The organism is Xanthobacter cornucopiae, assembly GCF_043195065.2.
Classification (GTDB): domain Bacteria; phylum Pseudomonadota; class Alphaproteobacteria; order Rhizobiales; family Xanthobacteraceae; genus Xanthobacter.
This window is the reverse complement of sequence record NZ_CM195531.1, coordinates 1968775-1985889: the sequence shown is the minus strand read 5'-3', so window position 1 is coordinate 1985889 and position 17115 is coordinate 1968775. Positions and strand designations below refer to the sequence as shown.

General features: G+C 64.7%; 14 protein-coding genes, 1 tRNA gene and 2 pseudogenes. 3 read left to right on the top strand and 14 right to left on the bottom strand.

The genetic code is table 11. The features are described from left to right. Nucleotides 1-90 precede the first annotated feature (90 nt). On the bottom strand, nt 91-357 hold the full coding sequence (locus tag V5F53_RS08840) for a DNA -binding domain-containing protein (protein WP_332122726.1): 267 nt from the start codon (nt 355-357) through the stop codon (nt 91-93). Nucleotides 358-553: 196 nt separating this feature from the next. On the opposite strand from V5F53_RS08840, the gene V5F53_RS08835 reads away from it, so the two are divergent. Then, on the top strand, nt 554-802 hold the full coding sequence (locus tag V5F53_RS08835) for a helix-turn-helix domain-containing protein (RefSeq protein ID WP_393998265.1): 249 nt from the start codon (nt 554-556) through the stop codon (nt 800-802). Nucleotides 803-876: 74 nt separating this feature from the next. On the opposite strand, the gene V5F53_RS08830 is transcribed toward V5F53_RS08835, so the two are convergent. The 8 genes from V5F53_RS08830 to V5F53_RS08795 form a co-directional block, all read right to left on the bottom strand. Next, nucleotides 877-1203, bottom strand: coding sequence for a DUF736 domain-containing protein (locus V5F53_RS08830; protein WP_332119894.1), 327 nt, complete (start codon nt 1201-1203; stop codon nt 877-879). A 629-nt stretch (nt 1204-1832) separates the two neighbouring features. Continuing rightward, nucleotides 1833-2273 carry a hypothetical protein gene (locus V5F53_RS08825; protein ID WP_332119895.1) on the bottom strand — a complete coding sequence of 147 codons (441 nt, stop codon included), beginning with the start codon at nt 2271-2273 and terminating at the stop codon, nt 1833-1835. A gap of 128 nt (nt 2274-2401) precedes the next feature. Then, a complete protein-coding gene (locus V5F53_RS08820; RefSeq protein WP_183187646.1) occupies nt 2402-2569 on the bottom strand; it encodes a hypothetical protein in 168 nt (55 codons plus the stop codon). A 282-nt stretch (nt 2570-2851) separates the two neighbouring features. Further along, the gene (locus V5F53_RS08815; protein ID WP_393998264.1) at nt 2852-3274 is read right to left on the bottom strand and encodes a type II toxin-antitoxin system VapC family toxin; all 423 of its coding nucleotides are present in this window, start codon (nt 3272-3274) and stop codon (nt 2852-2854) included. Beyond that, complete coding sequence (locus V5F53_RS08810; RefSeq protein WP_393998263.1) at nt 3271-3525, bottom strand: FitA-like ribbon-helix-helix domain-containing protein; 255 nt, start codon at nt 3523-3525, stop codon at nt 3271-3273. The genes V5F53_RS08815 and V5F53_RS08810 overlap by 4 nt, the downstream gene beginning before the upstream one ends. Nucleotides 3526-3610: 85 nt before the next feature. Then, complete coding sequence (locus V5F53_RS08805; RefSeq protein WP_393998279.1) at nt 3611-4537, bottom strand: DUF2493 domain-containing protein; 927 nt, start codon at nt 4535-4537, stop codon at nt 3611-3613. Nucleotides 4538-4852: 315 nt separating this feature from the next. After that, a complete protein-coding gene (locus V5F53_RS08800) occupies nt 4853-5887 on the bottom strand; it encodes a DUF7146 domain-containing protein (protein ID WP_332116751.1) in 1035 nt (344 codons plus the stop codon). Between the two features lie 69 nt (nt 5888-5956). Further along, on the bottom strand, nt 5957-8020 hold the full coding sequence (locus tag V5F53_RS08795; protein WP_332116749.1) for a ParB/RepB/Spo0J family partition protein: 2064 nt from the start codon (nt 8018-8020) through the stop codon (nt 5957-5959). Nucleotides 8021-8737: 717 nt separating this feature from the next. On the opposite strand from V5F53_RS08795, the gene ltrA reads away from it, so the two are divergent. Further along, entirely contained in the window at nt 8738-10264 is a 1527-nt protein-coding gene (ltrA, locus tag V5F53_RS08790; RefSeq protein ID WP_393998844.1) for a group II intron reverse transcriptase/maturase, read from the top strand. A 213-nt stretch (nt 10265-10477) separates the two neighbouring features. Here the strand turns inward: ltrA and V5F53_RS08785 are convergent, their stop codons facing one another. From V5F53_RS08785 to V5F53_RS08770, 4 genes and pseudogenes are all read right to left on the bottom strand, one after another. After that, the gene (locus tag V5F53_RS08785; protein WP_332116748.1) at nt 10478-11671 is read right to left on the bottom strand and encodes a DUF932 domain-containing protein; all 1194 of its coding nucleotides are present in this window, start codon (nt 11669-11671) and stop codon (nt 10478-10480) included. Between the two features lie 480 nt (nt 11672-12151). After that, nucleotides 12152-12226 (bottom strand) — tRNA-Gly (locus tag V5F53_RS08780). A 322-nt stretch (nt 12227-12548) separates the two neighbouring features. Further along, a pseudogene (locus tag V5F53_RS08775) lies at nt 12549-12810 on the bottom strand (hypothetical protein); the annotation flags it as partial. A gap of 64 nt (nt 12811-12874) precedes the next feature. Continuing rightward, nucleotides 12875-13641 (bottom strand): annotated as a pseudogene (locus tag V5F53_RS08770) (IS5 family transposase). Between the two features lie 294 nt (nt 13642-13935). Here V5F53_RS08770 and ettA point away from each other — a divergent pair. Further along, nucleotides 13936-15591 carry an energy-dependent translational throttle protein EttA gene (gene ettA / locus V5F53_RS08765; RefSeq protein WP_393998636.1) on the top strand — a complete coding sequence of 552 codons (1656 nt, stop codon included), beginning with the start codon at nt 13936-13938 and terminating at the stop codon, nt 15589-15591. Between the two features lie 52 nt (nt 15592-15643). Here the strand turns inward: ettA and V5F53_RS08760 are convergent, their stop codons facing one another. Next, nucleotides 15644-16948 (bottom strand): sensor domain-containing diguanylate cyclase, encoded by a 1305-nt coding sequence (locus V5F53_RS08760; protein ID WP_393998635.1) that lies wholly within the window; start codon nt 16946-16948, stop codon nt 15644-15646. Nucleotides 16949-17115: the final 167 nt, after the last annotated feature.

Genomic DNA, 17115 nt, shown 5'->3' with positions numbered 1-17115 from the left:
GATCATCAATTGAAGATTGCACTTCCGGGCAGAACTCACCTCTCGCGCAACAGGTGATGCGGCACGCGCAACACGTGGAGAGGAGCGTCTTCAGTTCAGGCGTTGCGACAGCAGATCGCGATAGCCGGACTCGGCCAGCCAGCGGGCTCGCGCCAGGTGGCTATCATGGACGGCACGAGCGCGATCAGGCTCCTGTGTCGGATCAATGCCGAACAGGATGGTCACGATCTCTCGCCAGTCCGCACCGTCAGCGGTCGCGTCGAGGAGGCGCATATAGAGCTTGATGTGCATGCGGTCATAGGCTGTCAGTTCCTGACCGGACGGCGCCTTATCCTCCAACGCCTTTGCCACGTCCATCCCCCGAAGGTTGCTGTTTCTTGTTTCGCTTACCCGAGGGCGGACGATACACAGCTTGCGATTAATCTATCACACGTGATCAGAAAGCCGAACGCTTTCCCGGATCCGCAGCTCCATCGATCACCACAGAAACTGCTATCAAGATGTAGAGAATACTCCGTGGTGAAATACTCATCAAGCGACTGCTCTCTCGGCCATGGAGATCCGAGAGGTGTTCGCGCGCAATCTGAAGGCCTTGCGGCTGGCCAAGGGGCTGTCGCAGGAGGAGCTTGCGCACCTCGCGGACATTGATCGCACCTATATCAGTTCGCTCGAGCGGTGCGTTTACAACGCCAGCATCGATGTGGTGGACCGGCTCGCCTCGGTTCTCGGCGTTGAGGCCTCCGACCTGCTCCTGCGTCGGCCGACAGGCCCGACCGAGACCGATCTCTCGGAGGAGAAATAGGGTTAGCTGGCGCTATTCGGCGCCTGCCGATGGAGTGCGTCCCCGGCCTTGTCGGCCGGGGCGCAGCCCGTGCGTCAGTCGCCGCGGCGCCCATTGGGGCGGGACCAGATGAGGGAGAAATTCTCGCCGTCCTCGTCATCGAAGAGGTTGGCGTAGATGGCTGCGTTGAAGCTCGGATCGTCGAGCTTGAGGCCCAGATAGTCGCGGCCCTCGGTGGAGCGCTTGGACCAGGCGGCCCCGATCTCGGCGCGGCCGACCAGCACCCGATGGCTGGGGGCGTTCTCGCCGGTGGCGCGGGTGTCGGGGATGATGCGCACGCCCCGGGCCTGCACGCCGAGGGTCACGATGTCGCCGGTGAACTCGTTGGTGCCGGTCTTCTTGAAGGTGCCGATGGTGGCCATGTTCCGTCTCCGTCCTGTCTTCTGAGCCCGCACCATTGCGGCCTCGATGGCGATCGGGAGGCCGAAGGCGAGCGACGCCACATCGCCTCAGGGTCCCCGTCGCGCTGGCGCGATGGGGTGAGGATTGCGACCGCAGCGCAGCGGAGGACGGCGCGGGCGCGACTTTGTTGCTTCGCGAGGAATGACGGCGATCCGGGGTCCCGCGCAGCGCGCGGGGTGGGCGTTGGCAGGGGAGGAAAGTCGGGCCCAGCCGTTGTGGCATAGGCGCTCGAGGCGCAGCCGTCCTTCGGCCAGATCAGGCCATTGAAGAGGCCGTCTGGAGCGGGCACGGGCGGATGGATGACGGAGAGGTGTGGCCTCGCGCCGGATATCGAGACCCGATCAGCCAGCATCGGCGGACGATACCCCGAGCTTGGCCAAGCTGCGCATTCCTCGTCCCGCCAACGTCGCGAATGCTCCGCCCCGAGGGGTCTTTCGGCTGCGACGCGGCCGCCGTCCTCCACGCGCACCAGCCTTGCCGTACAGCATGGCGAAACGGACGCTCTGGACTTCCGCTCCCTCCCGGCCTAGCCGGTTGACGCGGACGCTATGTCATTCGCTGTCTGGTGCGCCGAACGGCTATCGCGGCGTCAGGGAGGGGAGCTGTGCCCGTCAGAAAGGCCGAACGCCTTCCTTCCGGTGATGCGCACGAAGGCGACAATGCCAACCACGCCGGCTCCGAGGATCGAAAACACCATCTGCCACGTCTGCAAGGGCATGGTGTGCTTCACGATGCCATGGGTGGCGTGGAAGCCCGCCACCGCGGCCGGGACGACGAATGCGGCGGCGATGAGCAGACGGGACCAGATCGGGCGGACGGTGGTGAGCAGGAACCGGCCCAGCCCGAAGGTCAGGGCTGCGGCAGCAAAGCCGACAAGCATAGCGCCGAGCCATCTGCCGCCGGTGTCATAGGCCCATGTGCCCGCCGTGATGCCCGCAAACAGCGGCAACGCCAATACAGCCAGCGTGAAGAGCAGCCAACAGAGGAATGCGATCGTCGCCATGCTGAGGAGAATGCCGATGAAGATCATGGGGGCGGCTCCATAAAATCAGATCGATGCGCCTCACCACCTCAGTCACACCGGCACGATGGGCAGAGTTGGCAGCAGTCTCGGTGTGGAGGCGACCGGCCACCATTCACAGCCGCCTGTTCGCCTGCTCATGATGGGAAGGGGTCGATTTCGCGGACGATGGCGGCTTCGTCGCCGTCATATTCGGCAGCCGGGGCGACGGAGAGCGTGCCGTCGCCGGCGCGGAAGATGACGACGGTGGCCATCAGGGTGGTGGCGAGGCTGAAGGCGAAGGCGTGAGCGATCTGGGCGGACATCGACCTGGCTCCTGCGCGAGCGGAGGTCCATCCCCCGCTGACAGGCGCCCGAAAGGGCCGGCCGGTGGCCGCAATCACCGCGTGAGGCGCAGCCGGAGCGGCGGCACGCGCAGCGTAGTCCGACCCTTCATGGGTTGATGGCGCCAGGCCATCGGCTGGACCCAAGGATCAGCGTCGTGAAGCGGGGATGGTCGTCCGGTCAGGAGACCGTGATGGCGGGTTGCCGCGCAGGTCGCTTCCGCAGCGTTGTCAGGTTCAACACGTGCTGACTGTGGCAGGTCGTCAGCGTTCCACGTTCCACGGATTGATGACCGCCACACCGGCGGCGTCGAACGCGCTGGTATCGCGCGTGGCCACAGTGAAGCCCCGGGAGGCTGCGATTGCGGCGATATAGCCGTCGGGCGTCGGAAAGCCCTTGCCGGCCGCACGCGCCTTCACGGCGAGGTCGGCATAGTGTCGTGCGGCAGCGATATCGAACGGCAGGACACGGTCGGCGAACAGCTCCATCACCGCGTCCAGGGCCTCCGTGAGCCGGTCTTTGCGCTTGCCAGTGGGCAGCGCACCGATGCCATACAGTCGTTCGGCGATGGTGACGCTGGAGAGATAGAGCGTCTCGGCCGCCTGCTCGTCGAGCCACGCCCGGACGGTGTCGTCGGGCGCGGGCTTCATCGCCTCCGATATGACGTTGGTGTCGAGAAGGATCATTCGAAGCTCATGGGCTCAGCAGGCGTCCTGTTGCGCGCCGGGCTGAGGGCGTCGATGTCCTCATTGGTCAAGCCGAGGCGGCGGCTGCGCTCCGCGAGGGCCGTCCCGAGCCGGAGGCGCGTGTCAGGGCGAACGGCGGTCTCAAGGATGTCGCGCATCTCGGCTTCGGTGCTGCGGCCATGCTGGGCCGCGCGCACCTTGAGGGCGCGGTGCGTCGCCTCCGAGAGATTCCGGATCGTCACTGCGGGCATGATGGCGCCTCCAGTAAGGCTGATAGCGTTGATAGCAAAATAGAGGAATTGCCATCACATTCAAGATGCAGGGTTGTGGCGGCGCTTATGCGCCGCCGGAGCCGAAGCGATAGACCGGAATGCCCATCTTGCGGGCCTTGTCGGCCAGATTGTCCTGAATGCCAGTGCCGGGGAAGATCACGACCCCGATCGGCACCACGTTCAGCATCTGGTCGTTGCGCTTGAACGGCGCCGCCTTGGCGTGCTTTGTCCAGTCGGGCTTGAAGGCCACCTGCGGCACCTTGCGGCTGTCGGCCCAGAGGGACGCGATCTTTTCGGCGCCCTTGGGCGAGCCGCCATGCAGCAGCACCATGTCCGGGTACTTGGCGTGGATCTGATCTAGCTTGGTCCAGATCTGCCTGTGTTCGGCGGTGTCGCCGCCAGAGAAGGCGATCTTCGTGCCGGCGGGCACGAGCACTTCGGTATCGGCGCGCCTCCTGGCCGACAGGAAATCCCGGCTATCGATCAGCGATGCGGTGAGGTGGCGATGGTTGACCCGTGATCCGGCCCGTGGCGTCCAGGGAGAGCCGGTGGCGATACGGTAGCGGTCGGCGGCGGCCTCGCGGAAGGTTTCCATGCCGTCGCGCCGGCCGATCAGGTTCATGCCGATGTCGATCAGGCGCTCGAGCTCCAGTGACTTCACCTCCGAGCCGTCCTGTTCGCGCTGAAGCTGCTTCTGGGCCTGCTCATTGTCGTCGAGCTTCTGTTCGATCCGGTCCACGGCGCGGTGGAACATGTTGACGGTCGACCAGAGGAGATCAGGGAGGTCGGCATCGAGGCTGGTGTCGGTGATCGTGGCGACCAGGGCATCGAAGATGTCGGCGATGGCGCCTTCGATGAGGCGGTCTTTCGGTGGCGGGCGCTGGTCGCGCTCATCCTCGGGAGGACGGTGGCCGTGGAGCTGCAATTCCTGGATCAGGTGGTCGGTTGGGGATGAGACGTGGTGGGGCTCGTGGTCGTCATGCGCGCTCATGGGATGCTCCGTCGGTGTGGACCGCTTGCCGTGGCGGCCTTCATGGCGACGAAGCCGTCGGGCGGGACGGACCTGCACCCGGAGCGAAGCGAGAGGGCCGCAGCGCAGCGGAGGATGGCGACAAGCCGGCGATTTTGCCTCGCGATGGAAAGCGGCCCGAAGGCCGCGCCGGAAAATCGTCGGCGGCAGCCATTGCCGATCCGGCCCGGCTGGCGGCCGATCGCCCTCTCGAAGGCGCAAGGCGCGGTCCTTTTCAGTGGGCTGACGCATCCTTGCGGGTATGGCAGCCACGTCTCGCGGTTCAGCCCGTTCCGGCTATTGGGGCAGGCTCGTGAAGCGCAAGACGTCTTCCGGGGCGAGTTGCAACCGAACGCACGCCCGGAGCGCATCCATACCCAGCAGCTGGAGATCCTCGTTGAAGTCCCCAAGTGCTGGCGACAATGGAATGGCCTCGATGCCCTCGGCGTTCGCCCGTTCGATCAACGTGTCCCGCGCGGCGTCACCGGCAGGATCGTTGTCGCGAACGATGTAGAGTCGTCGCAGCCGCAGTGGGAACAGGATGGCGGCCAGATGCGCGGCCGAGAGCGCGGGCGCCATCGCCATGCTCGGCAGAACCTGCCGGATCGACAGCATCGTCTCGATGCCTTCGCCCGCCGCCATCACGCTGTCGGGCCGGCCGATGCGGACGGCCGACCCAAGCAGATCACCCATCGCCTTACGCGGCGTGTCGATCGGAGCCTTGTCCGAGCCGTCGGGCGCGAGCCAGGTGCGGTGTACGCCGGTGATCCTGCCGGTGAGATCGGTGACTGCCGCGATCATCGCGGGCCACGCCTCCGTCGGGCCGTCGTCAGGCTTGTAGTAGCAGCACGGGTGAAAACGCAGGTTTCCGGTTCCGTGCAGATACGTAATGCCGCGTCGGCGCAAATACGTCTCTGCAAGGGTCCCGGCGAGGGGCTGTGACATGGCGAACAGTCGGCGTGCCGCTTCGACGGACCCTGATGGAGCGGGAACGACGCGGCGACGTGGTGCTGCGGGCTCCGGTTCGTGATGCGGCAGGTTGAGAAAGGCGCACGCTTCCTCGGCAACGTCAGCGAAGTCGAGGAGCCCCAGCGATCCCCGGATGACGTCGAGAAGATCGCCATGTTCGCCGGTGGCGGCATCGGTCCATTTGCCCGCCGGGCCCTTCGCAGATGCCTGGAGCCGGACGAAGAGCGAGCGACCGGGCGTGTTTCTGATATCGCCGACGAGCCAGTAGCGGCCCTCGCGGCGTCCGTTGGAGAGATAGTGACGGCAGACGGTTTCGGCCCGATCGGCGAGCCGGCGCGACAGATCGTGAGCAATCCCAGACATGGCGAGCTTTTCAAAAGCAAAGGCCCGCCGACAGAGCCGGCGGGCCGAGGTTCAGGATCGTGTTGAGGCTTACTCCGCCGCCACGGCAGGGGGGATGTCCGTGGTGTCTTCAGTATCCTCAAGACTCTCGTCTTCGCCCATGGCCGTTGTGCCGTCCTGCGCCGCCGTGTCTTCGCCAACGGCGGGTTCGGCTCCGCGCAGCGGTTCCGGGAGCCAGCCGGTATCAGCCAGCAGCGTTTCGGCCTCGCGGGCCATGTCGCCCTTCTTCAGGTGCGCGATGCGCTCCGCCGCACGCGGTCCCTTCGCCTCGCTCACCGCCTGCAGAATGCGGGCCTTAGTGACCCGGCCGAGGAAGTTGTCCATGGTCGGCTTCCACCCGGCTGCCGCCATATCGAGGTCAACGGCCCGGGCGAGCTGATCGGCATGGTTGAGCGCGCGCGGGCGCCGGTTCCAGGCTTCATGGACGGCGTTCACCGACAGGCTCACCACATGGGCGAACAGGCCGGAGCGGCTGTCGCTGTCCCAGTCCTGCAGCGCCCGCCACAGATCGGCCGAGTCCTTCGGCAAGACCTTGGCCCAGCCTTCATGTCGGGCGTGGATCGCCGCGGCCGAGGCACTGTCATTCAGCCCCGGCGCCTGCGCGCTGAAGGCGATGCTCTTCAGGTCGAGTTCGAGGCAGCTATCCGAGCCGTAGCGATAGAAGCTCTTCAGCGTCAGGGCATGCAGGGCGGCGAGGAAGGCGACATCGGGCCGCTCGCCCAGCGCCTGGCGCAGGCCGAGCGTGCGATGCGAGGTCAGCTCGGTCATCAGCCGGTCCGAGAGCGCAGACAGCCCTTCGTCCTCCTCGGGTTCGGGCATCGGCGCATCTGCCATGAAGGCCTCGCCGGTATGCATGGCCGCAGCCGCGACATGATGAGGCCCGGCGTCTTCCACCACCGCTTCGGGCTCGACCAGTAGTTCGTCCTCGGGCCGGACATAACCGCGCTCGATGCGCACCGTGCCGTCATGGGCGATACTGACGAAGGCGCCGGCGCGCGCCACGTCCTGCGGATCGAAGGTGATCGGACGCGCCTCGAAGGCTTCAATCGCCGCCTCGATCTCGCCGAGCCGCGCATCAACCTCGTCCGGCAGTTCATCCGCTTCGGCGTACTCCGCAGACAGGCGATCATGTTCTGCCTGCAGGGCGTCGCGGCCGGCTTCTTCTTCGGCGGTGAGCAGGATGGTCTCACCGCGCAGCTGGCGCAGGCCATAGGTGTGGCCATAGGCGAAGTCCGGGGCCATCTCGACCCACTTCCATCCCTCGGTAGCGACAGCGTCGGCCTCTGCCTTCAGCTTCTCGGCCACCAGCCGGTCGACCAGCGCGACATCCTGCAGCCAGCCGCCATCGTCACCCTGAAACAGGTCGCGCAGGATGGTGCCGCCGGCCTCAACATAGGCCTCAAGGCCGATGAACTGGGCGCGCTTGTCACACGCGCGGACCGCCCCCTCGGTCAGCATGCGGCGGATGGCATAGGGCTGCTTGTCATAGGAGGTCTTCAGACGCTCGAAGACCTGCTCCTGGCGCGCATGGTCGCCGGACACGGTGAAAGCCATGAGCTGGTCGAGCGTCATGCCATCCTCGGCATAGACCTCCAGCAGTACCGGCGAGACCGAGGCGAGCTTGAGGCGCTGCTTCACCACGCCGACGGAGACGAAGAAGGTGGCGGCGATTTCTTCTTCCGACTGGCCCTTCTCGCGAAGGGCGAGGAAGGCGCGGAACTGGTCGAGCGGGTGCAGCGGCGCGCGCTGGACGTTCTCGGCGAGGGAATCCTCCTCGGCGATACCGCCCTCCCGGATGACGCAGGGCACTGGCGCGGTCTTGGCGAGGCGCTTCTGCTTCACCAGCAATTCCAGCGCCCGATAGCGCCGTCCACCAGCCGGGATCTCGAACATGCCGGTCTCGACGCCGGTGTCGTCAACGACAGGGCGAACGCTGAGGCCCTGCAGCAGGCCCCGGCGGGCGATGTCCTCGGCCAATTCCTCGATTGAGACCCCGGCCTTGATGCGCCGGACGTTCGACTGGCTGAGCAGGAGCTTGTTGAAGGGGATGTCACGCGAGGGCGAGAGCGTGATCTTCTGAACATTGGTCGCCATGGAAGGCACCTCCGCGACGGGCGGCCAAGAGCCTCTCTCTCGGCCTCCAACCCGTCACGAAGCGCAGCGCCGCCCTCTCACTCTGGGTACGCCAAGTCTGTAACCAACTGGAATAAAAGGAGAAACCAGATCGGTCAAAACTACCGATTAGTCCTTCGGGGTGTAAGACCCCGACCGCCACACGGTGCAGCGTGGGGCGAGAAGCAAGCGGGTGAGGTGAGCCGGGTGATTCCGACAAGCCATAAATCAGTAGAACCCGTTGAAGCCGGGCGCGAGGGGACTTCCGATCCCGACGCGGCCCGGCAAGCGAGACCGCCATGGAGAGGGAAACCGAACCGATGGCTGACTCCCCGTCAAGAGGGTCTCCACCAACTCGGAAGTGGGTGGAGCGGTCGCAAGACCTGTGGAGCGCCGGCGCGTTGTTTAGAGGTGCGCGCCAGGGGCGTTTGATCACTCAAACGCCAGCCGCCGGGAAAGCCTGCAAGGCTCGGAGGTCTGAATCCACACGGGGAACAGTCGGCTCCTAAAGCGGACAAAGGACGGCGGTGGAACTTGGGAACCTGCCCGTGTTTCCGAACCACTCGGGGAACGGATGGTCGAATCGACCGGCGAACACGCGGAGCAGGGACGGAGCCTGTGTAGTAGTTCGAGGACGGGAAAGCCGTCCACATGGCGAAGGCAGGCAGTGGATACAATTTGCAGGCAGGAGATCGACACTTGTCGGACACGGTGAATACCGAGTTCATTCTCGACATGCAGCGCAAGCTGTATCGGTGGAGTTCCACGGACCCCGAGAAGAGGTTCGCGGATCTGTTCAACTTCGTATGCGACCGCAGGACGCTGTCTCACGCCTGGGAAAGGCTCGCCCGCAACGCGGGCAGCAGGACACCCGGCACGGACGGCGTGACGCGGGACACGATCCAAAAGCGTGCCAACGGCGCCACGGGTTTTCTGGAGGAAATCCGGCAAGACCTACGGCAAGAAACTTACCGGCCACAACCTGTCCGGCAGAGGCTTATTCCGAAGCCGGGAAAGCCGGGAAAGTTCAGGCCATTGGGCATCCCCACGCTGAAGGATCGACTGGTTCAAATGGCGCTCAAAATGGTGCTGGAGCCCATATTCGAGGCGGATTTCTATCCCATCTCGTATGGCTTCCGGCCCGGTCGAAGCACTCATGATGCATTGGCGCGAATTCAACAACGCCTGCATCCTTCATCCACTGGTCCATCCTGGACCCGCTATGTGATCGAGGGGGACATCAAGGGCTGCTTCGACGCCATCGATCATCACGTGCTCATGGAGCGGGTACGTCGTCGCATTCGGGACCCCAAGGTCCTGCGGCTCGTACTCGCATTCCTGAAGGCGGACATCATGATCGAGGGCAATCTTCGACATCCGGTGACGGGAACCCCGCAAGGGGGCGTCATCTCGCCGTTGTTGGCCAATATCTATCTGTCGGCTATCGACGAGCGATATAAACGCTGGATTCCTGACCCAAGGGAGGGAGTAAGCAAAGTAAGCGGTCGCCACAGCTGGGATCGCAAGCTTGGCCGTCCAACCTTCTACATGGTGCGCTACGCGGACGATTTTGTCGTCCTCGTGCAAGGAACCCGGCAGGAGGCCGAAGAGGAGCGTCACGCGCTGGCGCAGTTCCTCAAAGAGGAATTGCGTATGGAGTTGTCGATGGAAAAGACCCGCATCACCGATGTCCGAGAAGGCTTCGACTTTCTCGGCTATCGAGTCGTACAGCAACGGTCGCCCGCAACGGGCCGGCACGTCGGCAATCTCTTCATCCCGAAGAGCAAGCTGCAATTGTTGCGCGACAAGATCAAGGGCAAGGTGAGGAAAACGCCAACCGGCCGGACTCTCGCCGATCTCATAGGCACCATCAATCCAATGATCATCGGGTGGCGAAACTACTACCGATATGCCTCACGGGCGTGGAAGGAGTTTGGCAAACTCGATTGGTGGCTGGATCAGCGCATTACTCTTTGGTTGCGCAGGAAACACGATAAAACAACGTGGGCGGAGCTGTTCCGCCAATATGCGCAATCGAGGAGCGGGAAGCGAAAACGCTGGCAACACGGCAAACGGCAAGTCGCTCTGTTTACCGAGGCTCACCAGAAACGCTTCCCGGACCGGGGCATACGTATACCGAACGGATGGAACGCCACCCCGGATGAGTGGTTCCTGAACGGAGCCAACAAGTTCTGGGAGGCGACCAACACCCTCGCCCTATTGTGAGGGCCACCCGTGGCAATCGCCACGCATGGAGAGCCGGATGCCGGGAAACTTGCACGTCCGGTTCGGAGAGGGGGATGAAGAAACCTGCCCCAGTAACGGGGCAAGGCGCTTCATCCCTACTCTACAGGGCGACGCCGCAGAACCGCAGATCCGCACAAGCGCAAAGCCGCAAAGCCGGAGACACGGGTGTCCGCATCTCCGGCTTTCCGGCAGTCAGGCCGCTCGATCGAGCAGCTTCTTGGCCCGGCCCTCGAGGTCGAGCCGCGCATCCTGGTGCGGCTTGTCGCGTGCGACCGCGGTGATGCCCTGCACGAAGTCGAAGATGCTCTCGGGCTTGCGCCCTTCCTCGGCCAGCACCGTGTCGATGATCTTGGCGGTCTCGGCCTTGGAGAAGCCCCGGTTGCGCAGGAAGTCGCTGCGGTCCTCGTCGGTGCGCGCGACGATCTTCTCCCGTGCGGCCTTGATGCCGTTGACGAAGGGCATGGGCGAGGAATTGGCGAAGCGGGTGAGTGCCGGCGCTGCCTCGTGCGCAAAGCGCGAGGCGGCGTATTTGGAGTGGCGGATGGTGATCTCCTGGAAATCCTCCACGCCCCAGAGATTGCGGTTCTGGCACACGGCACGCAGATAGAAGCTCGCGATGCCGAGCGTCTTGGCGCCCACCTCCGAGTTCCAGCAATAGAAGCCCCGGAAATAGAGGTCTGGCGAGCCGTCGGGCAAACGCCCGGCCTCGATCGGGTTCAGATCGTCGACCAGGAACAGGAAGACGTCGCGGTCGGAGGCATAGAGCGTCGTCGTATCCTTGGTGATGTCGACACGCGGATTGTAGATGCCCGTCGACCAGTCGAGCACGCCCGGCACCTTCCAGCGCGTGTCGCCGGTGCCGTTCCCCGCAATGCGCTGCACCGCCTCGACCAGTTCGTGATCATAGATGCGGCCATAGTCCGGGCCGGTGACAGCGCGCAACTCGACGCGGCCATTGGCGGTCTCAAACGTCTTGATCTGCTCGGCGCGGTGCGCGGTCAGGCCATATTGCAGATTGATACCGGCCAGCGCGGCGGGAAGCTGGCGCAGATAGGCGGCCGGCGCCCCGGTCTGGGCCGCGAGCTGGCCGAAGGACCAATGGTTCGGCTCGACGGGCGCGTCCGCGCCTGGCAGGATCAGCGCCAGCCGCTCGGCATTGGAGCGGCTCGCCTCCACATGGATGCGGGACGTCTCCACCAGGCGCGACCGGCTGTGATCGGCCCGGCCCCGCACCATCGCGGCCAACTCGCCCAGCGACAGGAACCGTTCGTCGTCCGGCCTCGCGAACCACTCCGACGACACGCGGCCGACCCGTTCGCCGCGCGTGACATCCACCTTGTAGCCGCCACTGACGTCGCGACCGGCATCCAGAACCTGCATGTTCATGGGGAACAACCTCCATGACGGGCGCCGGAAGACTCTCTCTCGGCCCTCAACCCGTCACGGAAATCCCATCCGGCCTCTCACTCTTATCGGCACGGTGAGGTGCCTAGAGATGCGTCACGTCGAGCGGAGCCTTCCCCGCCGTCGCTTCCCGAACGACCGGCAGATGATGTCATTGGTTGGCAGATCCGCCTCGCTGACCGCCTGATCTCGGATGGGCCACAGATCCAGACGAATCTATGCCTGAGAGCACCGGGCGTTCTGGGACTACAGGGCAGGTGACGCAGAGGCCATTTGCCGGCGTTTTCGACTTGGCATTGCGTCTGGCAGAGGCGCAGGAAGGGCGCCGTCAGCGCGCCATGCTATCCGGCGACTTTCATGCAGGTGCTTCCGTTCCGCTTCCAACGCCCGCAGCGTGGAGCTTTGGAAGCAGAAAACGCCCCGAAGGGCGCTTGCTAACTATCTGATTTTATTGGGAAAATTTGGAGCGGGCGATGGGATTCGAACCCACGACCCCAACCTTGGCAAGGTTGTGCTCTACCCCTGAGCTACACCCGCATCCATCTCGCCGCGAGGTCGTTCCGTCGCTGGCGGTGCGTTTATATGCCAGCAGCTGCAGAAGAATGCAACGCTTGTGAGGCGCGAGGCTTTCCAGCCTGTGGATTGTTGCTCTGCCGTTCCACTTTATCATTCTGAAATATATAGGAGAAATCTGATTTCTTGGGTCGATGGCGCCACGCGGGCGCGAAGTGATGCCGTCTGAAAGCCCGTTTGGAAACTCACGGATGGGCATTTTGAACCACCCGAGGTTTGCCGGAGGGCGCTTGGTGTGAGTCTTGCTTCCCGTTTGTGCTGATCTTTCCCCGAAAAGTGGACGGGGTTAAGCCGCTCTTCGTTCCATTTTGGAAGGGCTGATGTCGCCGAGGGCCGAATGCAGGCAGCGGAGATTGTAGAAGCCCTCAATGTACCCGAACATGTCTCGTCTCGTCTCGTCTCGTCTCGTCTCGTCTCGTCTCGTCTCGTCTCGCCTCGGCCCTGGTGGCATAGAGACGATGATGGACCCGCGCGGTTTTCAGGGTCTGGAAGACGCTCTCCATGGGTGCATTGCCCCAGCAATTGCCCTTGCGGCTCATGGATGGGATCACCGCCGCTGCGCCTATGTCGGCCACGCGTCTGCGGAAAGCATTGCTGTCCTAGGGAGCGGACTCATAAGGCTTTGATCCAGATGCGTGCGGCTGCGAGTTTGAGGGCTGCCAGGAAGTTGTCCGGGCGTCGGTCTTAGCGTGTGGCGAGACCGCGCATCTGCTTGATACGGTTGAAGAAGCGCTCGACTTGGTTCCTCTGGCGGTAGAGCCACGGGTTGAAGGCGAAGGTGCGCTTGCGATCGTGCGCGGCGGCACATTGGCAAAGGCGCCGCGCTGTGCCGTCTCGGCGCGGATAGCGTCGGCGTCATAGGCCTTGTCGGCGAGAAGGATGCCTCCCGGTGGGACGTGGGCCAAAAGCTCGCGCCCCACGGGAGCATCGCCGGCCTGTCCGGCGGTCAGCGTGAGGTGGATCGGCCGACCTTCGGCGTCGACCAGGGCATGGATCTTGGTGGTCAGTCCGCCCCGGGAGCGTCCCATGCAACGATCATCGTCGCCGCTTAGGTCCCCCTTTTTATCGCGGCACCCTGCTGGTGCACCCGCACGCAGGAGCTATCAATCATGACGATGTCGCCGTCATAGGCCGTCGAGACCGCTTCCAGCAGCCGGTCCCAAACCCCGGCGGCACGCCAGCGCACGAAACGGTTGTATAGGGTTGTACGTGGACCATAGCGCTCCGGCACATCCCCCCAAGGTGCCCCAGTGCGAAACCGCCACAGGATGCCGTTGATCACCCGACGATCATCCCCCCGCGCGACGCCCCCGCACCTTGTTCGGCAGTAACGGCGCAACGATCGCCCACTCCTCGTCGGTCAGCGCGTGGCGTCGCATTCTGTCCTCCCCCAATCGGGAGCTTGAATCACGCCTTCTGCCCAATCGCAAATTTATGGGGCCACGCTCTAGCGGATGGAGGGCGGGATGGGGGTCGGCGGGGATCCGGGGGGACTGGCGGCGGTGATGCTCCGCAGCTGCTCGAGGGGGGCGTCTCCCGGCGCGTATCGAGGCGGGCGCGGCGGCGCACGGAGGAGGGGCCTTGATGGAGCCTACAGCGCGGCTTGCCGCATCCCGGTCGCGCGGCTAGAACAACGCCAACTTTCGCGACCCCCCACACGGAGCTGGCGGCTTATGGCCCCCTACCAGTATGCCTATCACATGCACGGTCTCACCAAGACCTATCCGGGCGGCAAGAAGGTCCTGGATAATGTGCAGCTCTCCTTCTATCCGGACGCCAAGATCGGCGTGCTCGGCGCCAACGGCGCCGGCAAGTCGACGCTGCTGCGCATCATGGCCGGCATCGACAAGGACTATTCCGGTGAGGCCCGCCCGGCCGACGGCGTGCGCGTGGGCTACCTGCCCCAGGAGCCGCCGCTCGATCCCAACAAGACCGTGCGCCAGAACGTCGAGGATGGCGTGGCCAAGCAGAAGGCCATCATGGAGCGCTATAATGAGCTCGCCATGAATTATTCGGAGGAGACGGCGGACGAGATGACCCGCCTTCAGGACGAGATCGAGGCCCAGGGCCTGTGGGATCTCGATTCGAAGGTGGAGCAGGCGATGAACGCGCTCGGCTGCCCGCCCGACGACTGGGAGGTCACCCGGCTTTCCGGCGGTGAGCGCCGCCGCGTGGCCCTGTGCCGCCTGCTGCTGGAGCAGCCGGAGCTTCTCCTGCTCGACGAGCCCACCAACCACCTCGACGCCGAGACGGTGAACTGGCTTGAAGGGCACCTGCGCACGTATCCCGGCGCCATCCTCATCGTCACCCACGACCGCTACTTCCTCGACAATGTGACCGGCTGGATCCTGGAGCTGGATCGCGGCCGGGGCATTCCCTACGAGGGCAATTATTCCTCCTGGCTCGGTCAGAAGCAGAAGCGCCTGCAGCAGGAGGGCCGCGAGGACGAGGCCCGCCAGCGGGCCCTGGCGCGCGAGCAGGAGTGGATCGGCGCCTCGCCCAAGGCCCGCCAGGCCAAGAACAAGGCGCGTATCCAGCGCTACGAAGACCTGGTGCAGCGGGCGTCCGAGCGCCAGCCCTCGGCGACCCAGATCGTCATCCCCGTCGCCGAGCGGCTGGGGCAGAACGTCATCGCCTTCGATCACCTCAACAAGGCGTTCGGCGACAAGCTGCTGATCGACGACCTGTCGTTCAAGCTGCCGCCGGGCGGCATCGTCGGTGTCATCGGCCCGAACGGCGCCGGCAAGACCACGCTGTTCCGCATGATCACCGGGCAGGACAAGCCCGATGGCGGCACCATCTCCATCGGCGAATCGGTGAAGCTCGGCTACGTGGACCAGAGCCGCGACGCGCTGGATGACAAGAAGACCGTGTGGGAGGAAATCTCCGACGGCAACGAGATCATCTACGTGGGCAAGAAGGAGATTCCCTCGCGCGCCTATTGCGCGGCCTTCAACTTCAAGGGCGGCGACCAGCAGAAGAAGGTCGGCATGCTCTCCGGCGGTGAACGCAACCGCGTTCACCTCGCCAAGGTGCTGCAGCGCGGCGGCAACGTGCTGCTGCTCGACGAGCCCACCAACGACCTCGACGTGGAAACCCTGCGCGCCCTGGAAGAGGCGCTGGAAGATTATGCCGGCTGCGCCGTCATCATCTCCCATGATCGCTTCTTCCTGGACCGCGTCGCCACCCACATGCTGGCCTTCGAGGGCGACAGCCACGTGGAGTGGTTCGAGGGCAATTTCGCCGATTACGAGGACGACAAGAAGCGCCGCCTGGGCACGGACTCGCTCATTCCCAAGCGGATCCAGTACAAGAAGTTCTCGCGGTGAGTATCCGCGTCGGCGGTTCGCCGCCGGCGCGCCGGCCCGGTCAGGGCCGGCTTCATGTGCCGATGGGCGGGCGGGCGATGCGCACGGCGTTGCGGCCGGCCTGCTTGGCTTCGTAAAGGGCGGTATCAGCGGTCTTGAGCAGCGCCTGACGGTAATTGGTGAGATCGCTGATCTTGGGAATCTGCGTCAGGGTGGCGCCGCCGATGCTGACGCTCAGCCGGCCCAGGTCGCTTTTCTCATGGGGCAGACAGAGGCTCAGCACCGCTCGCCGGGCCCGCTCCGCCACCACCCAAGCGCCGGAAGGGTCGGTGCCCGGAAGGACGACGACGAATTCCTCGCCACCATAGCGGCACACCGCGTCCCGGGGACGGGAACAGGCGCTGCCAAGCGCCCGCGCCACTTCGCGCAGGCTGTTGTCGCCCGAGGTGTGGCCATAATGGTCATTGAAGCACTTGAACTGGTCCACATCGACGATGAGCAGCGACAGCGGCACGTGCTCGCGCCGCGCCGCCGCCAGCTCGGTCCGGAAGATCTTCTCGAACTGCCGGCGGTTGAACAGGCCGGTCAGGTAGTCGCGCTCCGCCAGGATCTGGAAGCGCCGGTTGGCCGAGGTCAGGCCGCGGATCGCCTTGTCGTAGTCGGTGATGTCCATCAGGGCCATGCTGCCGCCGACGATGTCTCCGCCCGGGCCGCGCACCGGCTCCATGGCGACGCGAAATGAGCGTCCGCGCCACCTCAGCTCGTGCTCCGGCACCTCGCCGCCGAGGTCGAACACGTTGATGTTGCTCTCGAAGTTCTGCGCGGCTTCCAGCGAGAGCTCGGACACGGGCAAGCCGATGATCCGCTCCGGCGGCAGTCCGGCCGCGCGCGCGAACTGGCCGTTGACGCGGGTGTAGCGGCCATCGCGGTTGACCACGCACAGCGCGACGGGCGCTTCCTTGTAGATGGTCTGCGCGTCCAGCAGATTCTTGTCGGTGCCGGTTTCCCCGGTGATGTCGGTGCTGACGCCGAAAAAACCGTCCGGTGCGCCGTCGTCGCGGCGCACCGGGGCCCCGCTGACTTCAAGCACCCGGACCGTTCCGTTGGCATGCAGCGTCTTGTAGACGAGGTTCTCGATGGACCGGCCGTCGGCGACAGCGGCCCGGAAGGCGCGCTCGAAATCGGGGGAGCCGGCATCCGGGAGCAGCGAGAAATAGGGCCGCCCGATGATTTCCTCAGGCGTCATGCCCAGGATGCTCGTGCTCGCCGAGGACGAAAAACTGAATTCGCAGTTCTTGTTGAGTTGCCACACCCAATATTGAGACGGCTCGCTGGCGCGCTGCAGCGGCACTTCATCTAAAACGTTGCTGTCATCCATGGCGGAGTTGGGTCCTACGGCGCATGCTCCAACCTGATTGTCATTCGATAACAGCTTCGCGGAATGGGCGGTTACTAGGCTACCGTAAAAACTCTAGGTTGGCCGGCGATCCTTGTCAATGTATACTTCTGACGCCATGAGCGGGCCCTCGGGCGCCCGCTGCCGGG

Excerpts from the sequence above, each read along its gene's own strand:
- V5F53_RS08840 (WP_332122726.1), bottom strand. The coding sequence starts at position 357 with ATGGACGTGGCAAAGGCGTTGGAGGATAAGGCGCCGTCCGGTCAGGAA.
- V5F53_RS08835 (WP_393998265.1), top strand. The coding sequence starts at position 554 with ATGGAGATCCGAGAGGTGTTCGCGCGCAATCTGAAGGCCTTGCGGCTG.
- V5F53_RS08830 (WP_332119894.1), bottom strand. The coding sequence starts at position 1,203 with ATGGCCACCATCGGCACCTTCAAGAAGACCGGCACCAACGAGTTCACC.
- V5F53_RS08825 (WP_332119895.1), bottom strand. The coding sequence starts at position 2,273 with ATGATCTTCATCGGCATTCTCCTCAGCATGGCGACGATCGCATTCCTC.
- V5F53_RS08820 (WP_183187646.1), bottom strand. The coding sequence starts at position 2,569 with ATGTCCGCCCAGATCGCTCACGCCTTCGCCTTCAGCCTCGCCACCACC.
- V5F53_RS08815 (WP_393998264.1), bottom strand. The coding sequence starts at position 3,274 with ATGATCCTTCTCGACACCAACGTCATATCGGAGGCGATGAAGCCCGCG.
- V5F53_RS08810 (WP_393998263.1), bottom strand. The coding sequence starts at position 3,525 with ATGCCCGCAGTGACGATCCGGAATCTCTCGGAGGCGACGCACCGCGCC.
- V5F53_RS08805 (WP_393998279.1), bottom strand. The coding sequence starts at position 4,537 with ATGAGCGCGCATGACGACCACGAGCCCCACCACGTCTCATCCCCAACC.
- V5F53_RS08800 (WP_332116751.1), bottom strand. The coding sequence starts at position 5,887 with ATGTCTGGGATTGCTCACGATCTGTCGCGCCGGCTCGCCGATCGGGCC.
- V5F53_RS08795 (WP_332116749.1), bottom strand. The coding sequence starts at position 8,020 with ATGGCGACCAATGTTCAGAAGATCACGCTCTCGCCCTCGCGTGACATC.
- V5F53_RS08785 (WP_332116748.1), bottom strand. The coding sequence starts at position 11,671 with ATGAACATGCAGGTTCTGGATGCCGGTCGCGACGTCAGTGGCGGCTAC.
- ettA (WP_393998636.1), top strand. The coding sequence starts at position 13,936 with ATGGCCCCCTACCAGTATGCCTATCACATGCACGGTCTCACCAAGACC.
- V5F53_RS08760 (WP_393998635.1), bottom strand. The coding sequence starts at position 16,948 with ATGGATGACAGCAACGTTTTAGATGAAGTGCCGCTGCAGCGCGCCAGC.